The sequence below is a fragment of the Devosia elaeis genome, assembly GCF_001650025.1.
GTDB lineage: Bacteria > Pseudomonadota > Alphaproteobacteria > Rhizobiales > Devosiaceae > Devosia > Devosia elaeis.
The window spans coordinates 57,187-72,845 of sequence record NZ_LVVY01000064.1; the positions used below are offsets into that span (position 1 = coordinate 57,187).

A 15,659-nucleotide genomic window follows, 5' to 3' on the forward strand; every position below is an offset into this window, starting at 1 on the left:
GATCATGCACCGCCTGATCGGATTATCCGTCATTTCCATTCTGCTCGCCGCCCCCGCCGTCGCCCAGGAGGCGACGGGCACCTTCATCGATGCCCAGGGCGCTGAAATCGGCACGGTGACGCTCAGCCAGGGCGAAGGCTCGGTGTCGATTTCCGGTGAGGTCACCGGCCTCGAGCCGGGCGAACGCGGCATTCATTTTCATGAGGTGGGCGATTGCGATGCCTCGACCCAGTTCGAATCGGCAGGCGCGCATTTCAATCCGATGGACCATCAGCACGGGCTGGAAAATCCCGAAGGCGCCCATGCAGGCGACCTGCCCAATGTCACCACCGACGAGGACGGAACCACCCCCATCGCGCTCGAAACCGACCGGATTTCGCTCAATGAGGGCGAGGACGGCTATGTCTTCGACGCCGACGGCACGGCCCTGGTGATCCATGCCGACGCCGACGACCAGATGACCGATCCCTCCGGCAATTCGGGCGACCGGGTCGCCTGCGCCGTCATCGAGGCCGCCGGCCAATAATGACAAAGGCGGCCTCTGGTCCGCCTTCCCTTGTCAACAATGCCAAGGCACCCGCCCCGATCCGTCGCCGTTCCCTCGGTGAATCGTCGGATCGGGGCAAAGCCCAGGCTCCCTTATGCCCGGGCCGGGTAGCCAGCGCTCGGCCCGTTGTTGCGGGCCGGAAGCGTCACGCCCGAAGGCTCCGGGCGCTCAAGACCGACATCAGCGCGCCGTTCCTGTGCGAGAAATCAAGCGCAGGACAAGGCCCGGCGCAAGCAGATTCTGTCTATAATGGCATCAAAATTTGAACCTGCATAATTGATAGGCATGTTGCTGCCCTTTTGCCGGCTGAGCGGGCAAAAAACAGGGTGCGAAACCGAAGTTTCGCACCCCTTCGGGGACATCAGGCAAAGGAGCGTCAACCTTCACCCGCATCCGCCGTCCAGATGGCGGAGGCTCTATTGGCGATCCGCCATGTTCCGGCTGGAGCCAGGCTCCGCGGTTCGTCAGCAGAACGATGCGGGCCGGACAGGGTTCCCGGCAAAAACGGGAGATGAAATTTTGTGATCGGGATCGCGTCAGGTCCGTCCGCCAAGGGTGAGGCCCAGCGTGGTGACGGGATAGGCGACGCCGGGCTCTTCGACCATGGCATGGCTGGCGCGCAGCTCTGCATCGAGACCGGGCGCGATTGCCACGGCCAGGCCGCCATTGACGCTGGTTTTCCTAGACACCAGCAGCGCGTCGTAAAGACCCTGCTCCCGGCTGGCCCCGAGGCCAAGTGACAAGGCCACACGGTCGGACAGGGCGAGGCGGGCGCTGAAATCCAGCTCCAGCCTGTGGCTGGCGACACCATCGAGCGGCTCGAACATTTCCATGGCCGCCAGTGCGCGGGCCGCGAGCCCCAGACGTTCCGTGACCGCCAGGTCGGCCTTGGCATCGAGATAGGGCCGAACCTGCCGCAGGTGCGGCGCGGCCTGCGGCCAGGCGAGATCGAAACCGCCTTGCGCCTCGGCATACCAATGGTCCTGCCGCAGGCGCAGGCCTGCGGCCAGCCGGGCCATCCTGGCCGGTTCGCGCCCGAAGGTCTCTCGGTCGGCTTCCGGCACTGCCGTGGTAATCCAATGCAGGCGCGCGAGGCCGGCCAGGCCCGGACCGATCGCCCATTCCGCATCCACCCGCCCCGTGACCTGCCGGATTTCGGGATCGATGACCTCCGGCGGCAGCGGCAGGCCTTCGAAACTGGCCGGGCCGGGCTGCCGGTGGCGGATATCCACGCCCAGGGTGACGACGCGGCCCGCGCCGGCCGCGATCAGCTCGCCCAGCATTTCATGCTCCCGCGCCGGATTGCTTATGTTGAGCAGGACCGGGCCGAGATCGAGCATTTCCCCTTGCCAATCCTGCGTCAGCGCATAGCCGAGCCGGAGGCTCAGTCCCTCGCCCAGCCGCAGCCCGGCCTCCACCCCGCCGGTCAGCGTCAGATCGTTCTCGCCGCGATAGGTGCGGAACACCTGCTGTTCCAGCAATAGCCCGCCGCGCAGGGCCAGCGGCCCCACGACGCCGCCCACCGCAAGATCATGGCTGTGGCGCAGGTAGAAATCGGGCGAGCCGCCCGGGCTTTCCAGCGCATTGGAGGTCCAGCCGCTCTCCACCCTGCTGGCGAGCACCAGCGGCGATTGCGCCAGGACGCCGGGTGCGAACAGGACCATTGCCAAGAGCAGAACAAGGGCACGCATCACGTCCTCCAGGGTCTTGCCTGCCAGTATGGAAGGCCCCGGTAACCAATATTCCACGTAGAGAATGCGGATTTTCCCGGAGGAAATCCTGGTTCACATTAATGGTGAACTGGCTGAATCCGCTACGTAAGTATTTGATTAACTATGCTCTTCTCGCCGAAGCGCCAATCCTCGCCCGCATCGGGAAGGATTTGCGATGCATCAGCATGCAAGCGACATCTGCCGGGCCCTGCGCGATTGGCGCATCCATGCCCGCCTGGGACAGGCCGAGATCGCCGAATGCCTCGGCGTGACCCAGAGCCAGGTGAGCCGCTGGGAAAGCGGCCGCGACCTGCCGCGCCCGCACAATGTGGATGCCATCCGCCGCCTGATCTGGGGCGCCGATGCCGATCCCCTGCAGGCGCTGACCCATTTCGTGGAGCAATCCAGCCAGCATCTGCTGCTGATCGACATGCACCACGCCATCATCGCCCGCAGCAGGCCGCTGCGCGGCACGCCGAACCCGCTGGAACGCTTCGAGTGGGTGCTCGACCCCGAGCGTAATCCGGCCTTCGCGCCGGCCTGGCGCCGTTTCGTCGCCATTCTCGAACAGCCCTCGGGCGCGGTCGGCCTGACGGTCACCCTGCCCTTCACCCAGGACGGCGAGCCCTGGTGCGCGACGCTGGCCATGGTGGTCTATTCGGTCGCCGGCATGCGCATCTGCCTGGCAGAACCGCGCTTCGCCCCCTGCGAGCGTCCCGGCGATATCCGCTTCGAGGAAACCCGCATCGCCGCCGACGCTCCCGACCGGCACAGGCTCACCCTCTGGCAGGCCTGAGCGGCACATAGCGGGCGGTAATATCCCCAGTCTTGCGGTTCTCCCGCCTCCCTCCCCTTTGTGGGGAGGGAGAAAAAGAGCCGAAGCTCCGGTTTGGCAGCGCAAGTCGCGCTCACCCCAAACACATGGCGACCCGCGCCGGGGGCGCGGCGCGGGTCTCGTGAGGGAAGGAGGTGATTTCCCCCACGGGGAGGGAAAAGCGCCTTTACCAGCGCTTGCCGCCGTGACGCTTGTTGAAGCTGTTCCAGCTATTGCCGGAATTGACGTTGTTGTTCGTGGTATTTCCCGAATTCACATTCGTCGTGTTGCCGGAATTGGAATAGCTGGTGTTCTGCCCGCCCAGGCCCAGAATGCCGTTGCCGCTGAGGATATTGGACAGGATCGAGCTGTTATTGCCCACCGCGACGGTGGTGCCGTTGAGGACATTGATGTCCTTGAGGCCCAGGGCCGCCGTGATATTGCCGAGCAGGCCGCCATTGGACTTGTTGAAGAAGCCGGCATGGGCCGCGGGGGCCATGGCCAGGGTGGCGACGACGGAAAGCGCGATAATGGTTTTCATCTCAGGTACTCCCTTTACTGATCCGTGAAGGACACGGGGCAAGGGAGCGCCTGACGCGCCGCAAGGCAATTTCGCGCCCCGATTTTATGCGTTCCATGCGCAAGATGCGCGAAAATACGGGAAAGTTCAGAGCTCGAACGGAGCCTGGAACGACTGGATCGCCTTGATGGCGGCCGAGGCGCGGTTTTCCACGCCCAGCTTGGTATAGACCTGTTCGAGATGCTTGTTCACCGTGCGGGGGCTGAGGCCGAGGATGTCGCCGATATCGCGATTGGACTTGCCATGGGCGATCCAGAGCAGCACCTCGCTCTCGCGCTGGGTGAGGCCGAAGGCCTGGCGCAACATCTCCTCCTGCCCCTCGCCCTGGGCGGGGCCGAGGCGGAAGAGATATTCATCGCCGCCCACCATGCCGAGATAGGCAAATTGCAGGGCCTGGCCATTGCCGGCCGCCAGGTCGAACCCGGCGCCGGGCTGGGCCCGTTCGCCCGCAGCCAGGCGCCAGGCGGCAAAGCCATCGGCGAGTTGATCCTGGCGCTCGGCATCGAGCCCCCAGCGCGCCAGGAGGCGATTGGCCTGCGGCGTCGACCACAGCAAGGCGCCATCGGCCGCTAAGGCCAGCAGATGACGACCAGCCGCATCGAGCGCGATGCGGGCGCTCTGCGCGCGGCGGGCATTGGCCAGATGCACCCGGATACGGGCGCGCAATTCATCGACATGGATCGGCTTGGAGAGATAATCCACCCCACCGCTTTCCAGCGCATGCACGATATGCTCGGTCTCGGTCAGCCCGGTCATGAAGATGATCGGCACATGGGCAAGCGGAGCCATGGCCTTCATGCGGCGGCTCGTTTCGAAGCCGTCGAGCCCGGGCATGATTGCATCCATCAGCACCACATCGGGCGTGACGCGCTGCACGATATTGAGCGCCGCCTCGCCCGAGCGCGCCACCAGCAGGGTGACCCCGGCATCTTCCAGCGCCGTGGTGAGGAAGCCCAGCGATTCCGGGGAATCGTCGACCAGGAGCACGATGTCCTGTTCCTTCTCAATCCGGCTCATGGCTCATCCGTTCCAGCGTTTCGGCATAGGCCTCGAAATCGAAATTCTCCATGTGCCGGCGCAAGAGCGCGACCAGCGGCATATTGTCGGGCTCGGCGGCCAGCTCGGCAAGCCGGGCCTCTATGCCCCGGACATGGCCGATCTGGCCCAGATTGGCGAGATCGCGCAAGGCTTCGGCACCCGGAGACTTCAGCGCACCCGGAGCAGTCTCAGCCGGCGGTGCATCGTCATAAGTCCATTCGAGCCCCAGATGCGTACTCAGCTTGTCAAGGAGCTGGTTGATGTCGAACGGCTTGGCCAGCGTGTCCGAATGGCCGGCATCCGCACTGGTGGGATTGGCGCCGTCGCCTATATTGGCGGACAGCATGATGATGGGCGCGCCGATCCCGCGCTCGCGAAGCGACCGAACCAGTTCCCAGCCGCTCATGCCGGGCATGCGGATATCGATGAAGTAGAGGTCGGCTGCTGAGTGTGACGTTCTTTCCATCTCCCCTTGAGGGAGAGGGTGAATCGGCCGGAGGCCGAGACGGGTGAGAGGTTCCGGCGTCGCCTCGTATTCAACGTTCGCGGAAACGCCCGAACCCCGCATCCGCCCTTCGGGCGCCTTCTCCCTCAAGGGGGGAAGGCCACCCGGCGAGATTTCGCTATCCGGGAAACCCAATGCCGCAAGACACCCCATCCCGCTCTCCGCCGTCACCACCTCAAATCCCAGCGGCTCCAGCATCTCCCGCATCATCCTGCGGTGATCCTCATTGTCATCGACCACCATGATGGACAGCCGCGGCCCCATATAGCTGGTGACCGACCTTGCCACAGACGAACGCCGCGTTGGTCGCTCCACCTTGGCCAGCATCAGCCGCGCCTGAAAGCGTGTGCCCTCGCCCGGTGTGCTGGACACGGTGATTTCTCCGCCCAGGGTTTCGGTCAGCAGCTTGGTGATGGTGAGGCCCAACCCAAGCCCGGGCGTAAACCGGTTCCTCTCCGCCTCCCCGCGCACGAAGGGCTCGAAGATATGCGGCAAGTCCTCCGCGCCGATGCCGCTGCCACTGTCGGAAACGATGAAGGTCGCCACCTGCATGCGGTAGCCGACCTCGAAGCTGACATGGCCGGAGGGGGTGAACTTGATGGCATTGGAGAGCAGATTGACCAGGATCTGGCGCAGCCGCTTTTCATCGGTGCGCACATAGGCCGGCAGCGCCGCCGCCCGCACGTGGCGGAATTCCAGCCCCTTGGCCGCCGCCTGCAGGCGGAACATGTCGACGATCTGGTCGAGGAAGTCCTGGATATTGACCTCGCCGGAATAGACCTGCAGGCGCCCCGCCTCGATCTTGGAAATGTCGAGCAGGCCATCGATGAGCCCGGAAAGGTGCTCGGCACTGCGCCGGATGACCTGCACCGAGCCCTTGCGGTTTTCCGGCAGGGCAGCGTCGCGTTCGAGGATTTGCGCATAGCCCATCACCGCGTTGAGCGGCGTGCGCAATTCATGGCTGAGCCCCACCACGTAACGCGACTTGGCGTGGTTGGCGGCCTCCGCCTTTTCCTTGGCGCGCTGCAAGGCGGCGTCGGTCTTCCTATGCGCCTCGATTTCCTTGAGCAGCAGCGTGTTCTGCCGCGTGCTCTCCTCTTCGGCCACGAGCCGGCTGTCATGGGCCAATACCAGGAACCAGGTCATCACCCCGGCGGCGACGGCGAAGACGAAGAACACGACCAGCAGCGTGCCGCCCACCACATCGGCCGTATGCGGCGCCGAGCCGATTGCGAAGTAATAGATGAGCCCCAGAATGCCGCCGAGAATGGCACTGGCGATGGCCATGGACATGCCGTAGCGGCCCAGCCGGGTCTGCAATTTATCGATTGCCCATTGCGGCAGCACGCTGGCCGCCACCGCATGGGTCTGCGCCCGGAAATGCGCATGCGGCTTGCACATGTCGTGGCAGCGGGCATCCAGCGAACAGCAGAGCGAACAGATCGGCGCCGCATAGGCCGGACACCAGGCCATGTCCTCGGGCTCGAACGGATGTTCGCAGATCGAGCAGGTGAGCGAGGGCTTGGACGCCCAGGCCTTGCGCGGCTTGCGAGCGAGATAATATTTGCCCCCGGTCGCCCAGGCGATGGCGGGCGAAGCGATGAAGCAGACGACGAGCGCGATATAGGGCGCCAGAGCCGAAGCCATGTCCCCGAACGCCCCGAAATGGGCCGCCAGCGCAACGCCCGCCGAAAGCAGCATGGAGCCGACGCCCACCGGATTGATGTCGTAGAGATGCGCCCGCTTGAACTCGATGCCGGGCGGGGCGAGGCCCAGCGGCTTGTTGACGAAAAGGTCGGCCGAAATCGAGCAGAGCCAGGCCATGGCGATGATCGAGAAAATGCCCAAAGTTTCCTCAAGCAGCCGGTAGATGCCCAATTCCATCAGCAACAGCGCGATGGCGACGTTGAACAGGAGCCAGACGACGCGCCCAGGATGGCTGTGGGTGAGACGCGAGAAGAAGTTCGACCAGGCCAGCGACCCGGCATAGGCATTCATCACATTGATCTTGAGCTGGCTGATGACCACGAAGACCGCCATCAGCATCAGCGCCAGGAACTCATTGGGGATCATGTAGCCGAAGGCCACCGCGAACATATGGCCGGGCTCGGACGCATGTTCGGGCGAGACGCCCGCCGAGAGCGCGAGGAAAGCAAGGAAGGAACCGGCGATCAGCTTGGGCGCGCCGACCACGACCCAGCCGGCCCCGGCCAGGAAGATGCCGACGCGGTGCCGCCATTTCGGCACCCCTTCCGCCGGCAGGAAGCGCAGAAAGTCCACCTGCTCGCCGATCTGCGTCATCAGCGCCAGGATCACCGCCGAAGCGGCGCCGAACTTGGCAATGTCGAAAGCGGCGATACTGCCCGCCGCGCCTTCGAGCTCGCCCAGCCCGTTGAAGGCCCGCCACAGCTCGAACTTTTCCCAATCCATGAAGGCGATGAAGATGAAGGGCAGGATATTGAGGACGATCCAGACCGGCTGCGTCAGCAGTTGAAACCGGCTGATCATGCGAATGCCATGCGTCACCAGCGGAATGACCGCCACGGCGGAGATGATATAGCCGATCCAGAGCGGCAGCCCGAACGCCAATTGCAGCGCGCTGGCCATGATCGAGGCTTCGATGGCGAAGAGGATGAAGGTGAAGCTGGCATAGACCAGCGAGGTAATGGTGGAGCCGATATAGCCGAAACTCGCTCCGCGCGTCAGCAGGTCCACATCGACGCCGTGGCGGGTGGCGTAGCGCGCGATCGGCACGCCGACCAGCAGGATGGCGATGGAAGCGATGAGGATGGCGATCAGCGCATTGGTGGTGCCGTAGCTAAGCGTGATGGCGCCGCCGATCGCCTCCAGCGCCAGGAAGGAAATCGCGCCGATGGCGGTCTGTGAAATGCGGTCATTGGAGAAGCGCCGCGCCGACTTGGCGGTGAAGCGCAGGGCATAGTCCTCCAGCGTCTGGTTGGCCACCCAGCGGTTATATTCACGCCTGATCGGGATGATCCGCTGCCGCGCCATTCGCCCAGTTCTTAGACAAGATCGAGCAATGCTCAAAAATTCACCAATCCCTGCATAGCAGTTTTTGCCGCGAAATCACGCGGTTTTTCAGCACCTTCCGCGCTTAGGCGGAATCTTCGCGCCAGCCATTACGTCAATCGACGTATTGGGCTCGCATGGAAAGCTGTCCCAAGGTCCCCCTCGACGCCTCCCTGGGTGTCTTCGGGGAACAATCTTCAGAGGGACTTCACATGATCCGTTTCAGCGCCAAAAGCGCCCTGCTCGCTGCGGCCTTCGCCGGCAGCGCCTTCCTGCCCATGACGCCGGTTCTGGCGCAGGACGACACCATCAAGGTGGGCATCCTGCATTCGCTGTCCGGCACGATGGCCATTTCCGAAACCACGCTCAAGGACACGATGCTGTTTCTGATCGAGAAGCAGAATGCGGCCGGCGGCGTGCTCGGCAAACAGATCGAACCCGTCGTGGTCGACATCGCTTCCGACTGGCCGCTTGCCGCCGAACTCGCCCGTCAATTGGTCGAAGTCGACAATGTCGATGCCGTGTTCGGCTGCTGGACCTCGGTATGCCGCAAGTCGGTGCTGCCGGTGTTCGAGGAACTCAATTCGCTGCTGTTCTACCCCGTCCAGTACGAGGGCGAGGAAAGCCAGCGCAACGTGTTCTATACCGGCGCTTCGCCCAACCAGCAGGCCATTCCCGCCGTCGACTACCTGATGGAGGAAGAGGGCGTGGAGCGCTGGGTGCTGGCCGGCACCGATTATGTCTATCCCCAGACCACCAACAAAATCCTCGAGCAATATCTGCTCGATGCCGGCGTGGCGCCGGAAGACATCATGATCAATTACACGCCCTTCGGCCATTCCGACTGGCAGACCATCGTTTCCGACATCAAGGCCTTCGGCTCGGCCGGCAAGAAGACCGCCGTGGTCTCCACCATCAATGGCGACGCCAACGTGCCGTTCTACCGCGAACTGGGCAACCAGGGCATCAAGGCCGAGGACATTCCGGTCGTCGCCTTCTCGGTGGGCGAGGAAGAATTGTCCGGCTTCGACACCACGCCGCTGGTGGGGCACCTGGCCGCCTGGAACTATTTCATGAGCGTCGATACGCCTGAAAACGAAGCCTTCATCGCCGATTGGCAGGCCTATATCGGCTCCACGGATCGCGTCACCAACGACCCCATGGAAGCCCATTACATCGGCTTCAACCTCTGGGTGAAGGCCGTGGAAGCCGCCGGCACCACCGATGCCGACGCTGTCATCGACGCCATTGTGGGCCTCGAAACCCCCAACCTGACCGGCGGCACCGCCACCATGCTTCCCAACCACCACATCACCAAGCCGGTGCTGATCGGTGAAATCCAGGATGACGGCCAGTTCTTCGTGGTCTGGGAAACCGAAGACCTCGTCCCCGGCGATGCCTGGTCCGATTTCCTGCCCGAAAGCGCCATGCTGGAAGCCGATTGGACCGCCCCGATCAATTGCGGGAACTACAACACGCAAACCCAGACCTGCGGCGCCGCGGCGCAGTAGGCGCCAATGGGGCAGCCAACCCTGCCCCACGCTCGATGCGCCCCCTCCCCCTTGAGGGGAGGGCTGGGGTGGGGGTTCAAGCCCATCGCACGAAGCAGAATGTGCGGGACAAGCAGAACCCCCACCCCTAACCCCTCCCCTCAAGGGGGAGGGGAACTTTCCCAAGAACGACAAGGACTTGCTCCGCGATGCTGACTCTCCGTGCGATCCGCCTGGTGCTTCTGGCCCTGCCGTTCCTGCTGACCTCCATCGACGCGGCCCGCGCCCAGGAGACCGACATTCCCGCCCTCGTCCAGTCCATGGGCGAAGCCAGTTTGCGCGAGCTCGGCCAGATCGTGAGCGACCTCGCCTCCACCGGCGACCCCGCCGTCGTCCCTGCCCTCCAGGCCCTCGCCGACGGCAATCTCTACCTCGATGAAGCGTCCAGCGCCGTCGTCATCCAGCGCGGGTCCGCTTTGTCCGATCCGGTTTCCGGCGATGCCGTCGCGCTCGGCGCCGATGCCGATCTCTCCCGCATCCGCGTCAACAACAGTCTGCGCCGCGATATCGCCACCGCCCTCGCCGGCATGACGCTGATGAGCGACAATCCCGCCACGCGCCTCGCCGCAGCCAATGGCTTCATGGCGCGGCCCGATCCGGCCAATATCCCGCTGCTCGACGAGGCCATTGCCGCGGAAACCAATGCCAATGTGCTGCGGCTCATGCAGGCCGCGCGCGCCGTCACTATTCTCGGCGACGATGAATTCGACCTGGCCGACCGGCAGGCGGCGATACCGGTCATCGCTTCAAATGCCGGGCGTTCCGCGATCACCATTCTGACCGGCGCCCTCAGCACCGCGCCCGACGACCTCAAGCCCGCAATCCAGTCCGCGCTGGCCGGTCTCGAACAAGAACGTGCCGTCTGGGGCGCCTTGCAGAATGTCTGGTTCGGCATCTCGCTGGGTTCGGTGCTGCTGCTCGCGGCCATTGGCCTGGCCATCACCTTCGGGGTCATGGGCGTCATCAACATGGCCCATGGCGAAATGGTCATGCTGGGCGCCTATACGACCTTCATCGTTCAATTGATCATCCGCCAGAATTTCCCCTTCCTTCTGGATTATTCGCTGCTGATCGCCCTGCCTGCGGCGTTTTTCCTCACCGGCGCCATCGGCGTGGGCATCGAGCGCGGCGTCATCCGCTGGCTCTACGGCCGCCCGCTCGAAACCCTGCTCGCCACCTGGGGCATTTCGCTGATCCTGCAGCAATCGGTGCGCTCGATCTTCGGCCCGACCAACCAGATGGTGATCGCCCCGACCTGGATGAGCGGCTCCTTCGAATTCTATGGCCTGTCTATCACTTACGGCCGTTTCTGGATCGTCATCTTCGCCGCCATCGTCTTCGCCCTGCTCTTGCTGGTGCTGAACCGAACCGCGCTGGGCCTGCAAATGCGCGCCGTGACACAGAACCGTCGCATGGCCTCCTCCATGGGCATCCGCACCCCCTTCGTCGATGCCATGACCTTCGGCCTCGGCTCGGGCATTGCCGGCCTCGCCGGCGTGGCGCTGACCCAGATCGACAATATCTCGCCGAACCTGGGCCAGAACTACATCATCGACTCTTTCATGGTCGTGGTCTTCGGCGGCGTCGGCAATCTCTGGGGCACCCTGGTCGGCGCGCTGACCCTGGGCGTCGCCAACAAGTTCCTCGAACCCTATGCCGGCGCCGTTCTGGGCAAGATCCTGATCCTGGTACTGATCATCCTCTTCATCCAGCGACGGCCGAGAGGGCTGTTCGCGCTGAAAGGACGGGCGGTGGAGCAGTGAGTTTTAAGGCCCCCTCACCCGCCGGCTTCGCCGTCGACCTCTCCCCCAAGGGAGAGGTGTCGCTCCGCGACTTTGGCATCCTTCACCTCTCCCTTTGGGGGAGAGGTCGGCGCGCAGCGCCGGGTGAGGGGGCCTTCCTGAAAGGTACAAAAGCATGCTGACCCAAGCCCTGTTCCGCGCGCTCGACCGAAAGGCGATCTGGCTGATCGGCATCTTTCTCGCCGTCGCCATTCTCGTGCCCATGGCCAATCTGCTGATCCCGCCGGGGCAGTTCGGGCACGTGCCGACCTATCTCGTCTCGCTGCTGGGCAAATATCTGAGCTACGCCATCCTGGCGCTCGCGCTCGATCTGGTCTGGGGCTATTGCGGTATTCTCTCGCTCGGCCACGGCGCGTTCTTCGCGCTCGGCGGCTATGCCATGGGCATGTATCTCATGCGCCAGATCGGGTCGCGCGGCGTCTATGGCAATCCGGTCCTGCCCGATTTCATGGTGTTCCTCAACTGGCGCGACCTGCCCTGGTATTGGCTGGGCTTCGACAATTTCTGGTTCGCCATGGCCATGGTTCTGTTCGTCCCCGGGCTGCTGGCCTTCCTTTTCGGCTTCTTCGCCTTCCGCAGCCGCGTCACCGGCGTCTATCTCTCCATCATGACCCAGGCCATGACCTTCGCGCTGCTGCTGGCCTTCTTCCGCAACGATATGGGCTTTGGCGGCAATAACGGGCTCACCGACTTCAAGGATATCCTGGGCGGGCCTATCCAGGCGCAGACGACCCGGGCGGCCCTCTTCGCCGCCACCGCCATCGCCTTGGCCCTTTCGGTTCTGGTCTGTTCGGGCATTGTCAATTCCAAGCTGGGCAAGGTCATGATCGCGGTGCGCGACGCCGAAAGCCGCACGCGCTTTCTCGGCTATCGCGTCGAATATGTGAAACTCTTCGCCTTCACCGTCTCCGCCATCATGGCGGGCATCGCCGGCGCGCTCTATGTGCCCCAGGTCGGCATCATCAATCCGGGCGAATTCGATCCGGCCAATTCCATCGAGATTGTCATCTGGACGGCCTTGGGCGGACGCGGCACGCTGGTCGGGCCGATCATCGGCGCCATCGTAGTCAATCTGGGCAAATCCTGGTTCACCACCACCCTGCCCGAGCTCTGGCTCTTTGCCCTGGGCGCGCTCTTCGTCTGTTCGACCCTGTTCCTGCCCAAGGGCATTGTCGGCCTCTGGCACCAGGTGTTCGGCCGGCGCCAAAAGCCGATTGGAGCGGCGCCGACGCAATCCTCCGACATAGAGAAGGGCGAGGACGCCGCCAGTTTGAGTGGCAATCCCCAACCCAAGCCGGCGGAGTGAGACCATGAGCAAGGCACAGGATACGATGCTCTATCTCAACGGCGTCTCGGTCGCCTTCGACGGGTTCAAGGCCATCAACAATCTGTCCATCATCGTCGGCCCGGCCGAAATGCTGGCCATTATCGGCCCCAATGGGGCGGGCAAGACGACGATGATGGATATCATCACCGGCAAGACAAGGCCCGATGCGGGCGATGTGCTGTTCGACGGGCGCACCGATCTCACCCGGCTGGACGAGGCCGCCATCGCCAATCTGGGCATCGGCCGGAAATTCCAGAAGCCGACCGTCTTCGAAAGCCACACCGTCTGGGACAATCTCGAACTGGCGCTGAAAAAGCCGCGCGGCATCTTCCCAACCCTGTTCTATGCCGCTGACGCCCCCGATACGGCCCGCATCGCCGCAATCCTCGACCAGGTGCGCCTTTCCCATCGCCGGCACGAGCTGGCCGCCAATCTCAGCCATGGGCAGAAGCAATGGCTGGAGATTGGCATGCTGCTTGCACAGGATCCCAAGCTGTTGCTGGTCGATGAGCCGGTGGCCGGCATGACCGACAGCGAGACCGAGGAGACCGCCAAATTGTTGCGTGACATTGCCGGAACACGCTCGGTCGTGGTGGTCGAGCACGATATGAGCTTCGTGCGGGAACTGGGCTCGCGCGTCGTCTGCCTGGCCGAAGGGGCGGTGCTGGCCGAAGGCTCGCTCGACCAGGTCAGCGCCAATCCCCTGGTCATCGAAAGGTATCTGGGCCGATGAGCGCCGCACTCGCCATCAACGCGATCGACCTCCATTACGGCGCCGCGCAGGCGCTGAAAGGCATTTCCATCACCTGCCGGCCGGGCCGCATCACCGCGGTGCTGGGCCGCAATGGCGTGGGTAAATCCTCCACCCTGCGCGCCATTGCCGGCATCAATCATGTATCGTCCGGTGACATCGTTTTCGGCAGCGCGGTGCTCAAAAAAGCGGCACCCTATAAACGCGCGCGGCTGGGGCTAGGTTATGTGCCGCAGGGCCGCGAAATCTTTCCGCTCCTTACAGTCCGGGAAAATCTCGAAACCGGCTATGCCGGCCTGCCCCGCAGCGAGCGCAATATTCCCGACTATATCTTCGAGCTGTTCCCGGTGCTCAAATCCATGCTGGGGCGGCGGGGCGGCGATCTGTCCGGCGGCCAGCAGCAGCAATTGGCCATTGCCCGCGCCCTGGTGACGCGGCCCAAAGTGCTGGTGCTGGACGAGCCCACCGAGGGCATCCAGCCCTCGATCATCAAGGATATCGGCCGCGCCCTGCAATTTCTGCGCGACGAGAGGGGCATGACCATCCTCCTGGTCGAGCAATTCCTCGATTTCTGCCGCGAGATCGCCGACGACATCTACGTCATGGACCGCGGCGAGATCGTGCATTCGGGGCCCGCAGCGGACCTGGATCGTCCGGAAGTCAGGAGGCATCTCATGATATAAAAATGCCCGGCTCGAAAGCCGGGCGCTTTTGACGACGGATCGACCGGATTACGGCTGAGTAACCCAACCGCCCGTAACGCAGTCATCGAGAGTGATGGTGGACAGGTCGATAGTGGTGGCAGCGTTGGCAGTGCCTTCAGCCGGGGGGCTTTCATTGCTGCTGGTCTGCGAAGCAGGGCCATCTTCGTCATCGGCACCGGTTTCGGTGTCCGTGGTGACACTGGAACTGGTTGAACCTTCCAACGCCAGAAGCTCGTCGCAGCGTGCCTGCACGGCGGCCTGATCTTCTTCAGCAACGGGATTGCCAGCGATGGTCAAAGACGCAGCGGCGTCCTGAGCAATAACCGGAGCCACAAGCATGGCCGACGTCAGGGCAAGAGCGGAAACTACAGATTTGACAAGCATTTCTATTCGCCTCGTTGATTATCTCTGTGAAGAGCGATTGCTCGGGAAAAGAACGTCGAGCCATGCGATTGGTTGCCGATATTTCTCTTGACCAAACCCTGCCGGCCGCCCTGCAACGGGCGCGCGGGAGCGGTGCGTTGCGCACCAAACAAGCCGATGGCCGCACCCGGCTGGACACGCTTTTCCAGGAAGGCTGCGGCAAGATCAGGCTGCCCAATACGCATTCGGAATCCCTTGAGGCGGTCTTCATCAATACGGCTGGCGGCATCACCGGCGGCGACCATCTGCAATGGGGCGCCGAGGTCGCCGAGGGTGGGCATCTCGTGGTCACCACCCAGGCCTGCGAGCGCTCCTATCGTTCGACCGGAGATTTCGGCCGGGTGCGGACCCACCTTACGGTCGGTGCCGGCGCGCATCTTGATTGGCTGCCGCAGGAAACCATTCTCTTTGCCGGCAGCAAGCTGGACCGGCAGCTGGAGATCGACCTGGCGGAGAACGCCACCTTGACCGCCATCGAAGCGGTGCTGCTGGGCCGGGACGCCATGGGCGAGGAGGCCCGCGACGCCATGCTGCGCGATAGCTGGCGCATCAGGCGCAATGGCAGGCTGCTCCACGCCGAGGCCACTGCGCTTTCGGGCCAGGATGCCGAGCGCGACGGCCTCTCCCTGCTTGCAGGCAATCGGGCCTTCGCCACCCTGCTGCACATCGCCGCTAATGCCGACCGGGCCGCGGCGCTGGCCGAGCGCCTGCGAGGGTCTTTTGCTGCTGACCGGGCGATCGGCGCCAGCGCCAATGGCGAACGCCTCGTCATTCGCGCCATGGCGGAAAGCGGGCTCGCCCTGCGCCGCATGATCGTTCCCGCCCTGATCGAACTCACCGGCGCCGGCAGCCTGCCGCGCCTCTGGCATCTCTAGG

General features: G+C 63.9%; 13 protein-coding genes. 8 read left to right on the forward strand and 5 right to left on the reverse strand.

All coding sequences use genetic code 11. The features are described 5' to 3' along the window. The first annotated feature begins 4 nt into the window (after positions 1 to 4). Positions 5 to 526 (forward strand): superoxide dismutase family protein, encoded by a 522-nt coding sequence (locus A3840_RS03845; RefSeq protein WP_067452298.1) that lies wholly within the window; start codon positions 5 to 7, stop codon positions 524 to 526. A gap of 557 nt (positions 527 to 1,083) precedes the next feature. Here A3840_RS03845 and A3840_RS03850 read toward each other — a convergent pair. Next, positions 1,084 to 2,238: a hypothetical protein gene (locus A3840_RS03850; protein ID WP_067452124.1), complete on the reverse strand. Its 1,155-nt coding sequence runs from the start codon at positions 2,236 to 2,238 to the stop codon at positions 1,084 to 1,086. Between the two features lie 196 nt (positions 2,239 to 2,434). Between A3840_RS03850 and A3840_RS03855 the strand changes: the two genes are divergently transcribed. Continuing rightward, positions 2,435 to 3,055, forward strand: coding sequence for a helix-turn-helix domain-containing protein (locus A3840_RS03855; RefSeq protein ID WP_067452126.1), 621 nt, complete (start codon positions 2,435 to 2,437; stop codon positions 3,053 to 3,055). Positions 3,056 to 3,260: 205 nt separating this feature from the next. Here A3840_RS03855 and A3840_RS03860 read toward each other — a convergent pair whose 3' ends face one another. From A3840_RS03860 to A3840_RS03870, 3 genes are all read right to left on the reverse strand, one after another. Further along, positions 3,261 to 3,614, reverse strand: a complete 354-nt coding sequence (locus A3840_RS03860; protein ID WP_067452134.1) for a hypothetical protein — start codon at positions 3,612 to 3,614, stop codon at positions 3,261 to 3,263. Positions 3,615 to 3,740: 126 nt separating this feature from the next. Further along, positions 3,741 to 4,670, reverse strand: a complete 930-nt coding sequence (locus tag A3840_RS03865; protein WP_067452135.1) for a response regulator transcription factor — start codon at positions 4,668 to 4,670, stop codon at positions 3,741 to 3,743. Continuing rightward, the gene (locus A3840_RS03870) at positions 4,657 to 8,208 is read right to left on the reverse strand and encodes a hybrid sensor histidine kinase/response regulator (protein ID WP_082903630.1); all 3,552 of its coding nucleotides are present in this window, start codon (positions 8,206 to 8,208) and stop codon (positions 4,657 to 4,659) included. Before A3840_RS03870 ends, A3840_RS03865 begins: the two co-directional genes overlap by 14 nt. Positions 8,209 to 8,438: 230 nt before the next feature. Between A3840_RS03870 and urtA the strand changes: the two genes are divergently transcribed. The 5 genes from urtA (at position 8,439) to urtE (ending at position 14,339) form a co-directional block, all read left to right on the forward strand. After that, entirely contained in the window at positions 8,439 to 9,737 is a 1,299-nt protein-coding gene (gene urtA, locus A3840_RS03875) for an urea ABC transporter substrate-binding protein (protein ID WP_067452138.1), read from the forward strand. 188 nt (positions 9,738 to 9,925) lie between these two features. Next, the gene (gene urtB / locus A3840_RS03880) at positions 9,926 to 11,539 is read left to right on the forward strand and encodes an urea ABC transporter permease subunit UrtB (protein WP_067452140.1); all 1,614 of its coding nucleotides are present in this window, start codon (positions 9,926 to 9,928) and stop codon (positions 11,537 to 11,539) included. Between the two features lie 154 nt (positions 11,540 to 11,693). Further along, complete coding sequence (urtC, locus tag A3840_RS03885) at positions 11,694 to 12,884, forward strand: urea ABC transporter permease subunit UrtC (protein WP_067452143.1); 1,191 nt, start codon at positions 11,694 to 11,696, stop codon at positions 12,882 to 12,884. 4 nt (positions 12,885 to 12,888) lie between these two features. After that, positions 12,889 to 13,638, forward strand: a complete 750-nt coding sequence (gene urtD, locus A3840_RS03890; RefSeq protein ID WP_067452146.1) for an urea ABC transporter ATP-binding protein UrtD — start codon at positions 12,889 to 12,891, stop codon at positions 13,636 to 13,638. Then, positions 13,635 to 14,339, forward strand: coding sequence for an urea ABC transporter ATP-binding subunit UrtE (urtE, locus tag A3840_RS03895; protein WP_067452149.1), 705 nt, complete (start codon positions 13,635 to 13,637; stop codon positions 14,337 to 14,339). The genes urtD and urtE overlap by 4 nt, the downstream gene beginning before the upstream one ends. A gap of 48 nt (positions 14,340 to 14,387) precedes the next feature. Here urtE and A3840_RS03900 read toward each other — a convergent pair whose 3' ends face one another. Then, the gene (locus A3840_RS03900; protein WP_131798240.1) at positions 14,388 to 14,744 is read right to left on the reverse strand and encodes a hypothetical protein; all 357 of its coding nucleotides are present in this window, start codon (positions 14,742 to 14,744) and stop codon (positions 14,388 to 14,390) included. Between the two features lie 137 nt (positions 14,745 to 14,881). Between A3840_RS03900 and A3840_RS03905 the strand changes: the two genes are divergently transcribed. Next, on the forward strand, positions 14,882 to 15,658 hold the full coding sequence (locus A3840_RS03905) for an urease accessory protein UreD (protein ID WP_245676542.1): 777 nt from the start codon (positions 14,882 to 14,884) through the stop codon (positions 15,656 to 15,658). Position 15,659: the final 1 nt, after the last annotated feature.